Origin of the sequence: Knoellia sinensis KCTC 19936, from assembly GCF_000768705.1 — a bacterium.
Lineage (GTDB): Bacteria > Actinomycetota > Actinomycetes > Actinomycetales > Dermatophilaceae > Knoellia > Knoellia sinensis.
This window is the reverse complement of sequence record NZ_AVPJ01000056.1, coordinates 1-396: the sequence shown is the minus strand read 5'-3', so window position 1 is coordinate 396 and position 396 is coordinate 1. Positions and strand designations below refer to the sequence as shown.

At 69.2% G+C, this 396-nt stretch carries 1 protein-coding gene; it reads left to right on the top strand.

All coding sequences use genetic code 11. The annotated features are described in order from the left end of the window. Positions 1–276 (top strand): LamG-like jellyroll fold domain-containing protein (locus N802_RS19165; RefSeq protein WP_156971539.1); only part of this gene is annotated, 276 nt, incomplete at its 5' end. Positions 277–396: the final 120 nt, after the last annotated feature.

Sequence of the window (396 nt, the reverse complement as noted above, 5' to 3'; positions counted from 1 at the left end):
ACAGGGGAGTGGGTGCACCTGGTCGGCGTGTATGACGCCGGAGCCAAGACCAGCACCCTCTACGTCAACGGGGATGTGGCCAAGACGATCCCGGTCACGGCCGCGACCACCGCGCAGGGTGAGTTCGCGATCGGCCGGTCCCAGAGCTCGGGTGCGGCCACCCACTACTGGGGTGGCGACGTCGACGAGGTGGCTGTGTTTCCGCGTGTGATCTCGGCCAACACGGTCAGCAGCCTGTACTACTCCCGTCCCGCCAACCCGGAGCCTGGTGCCTGAGATGACTCGACTCATGACGTTGCGCAGCAGCGCGATCGGTGTCGCCACAGCGGCCGCCGTCATCGCGGCCGGTTTCACGGTCCCCGCCGCGCCGGCTGCGGAGGCCGCGCCCAAGCGTCG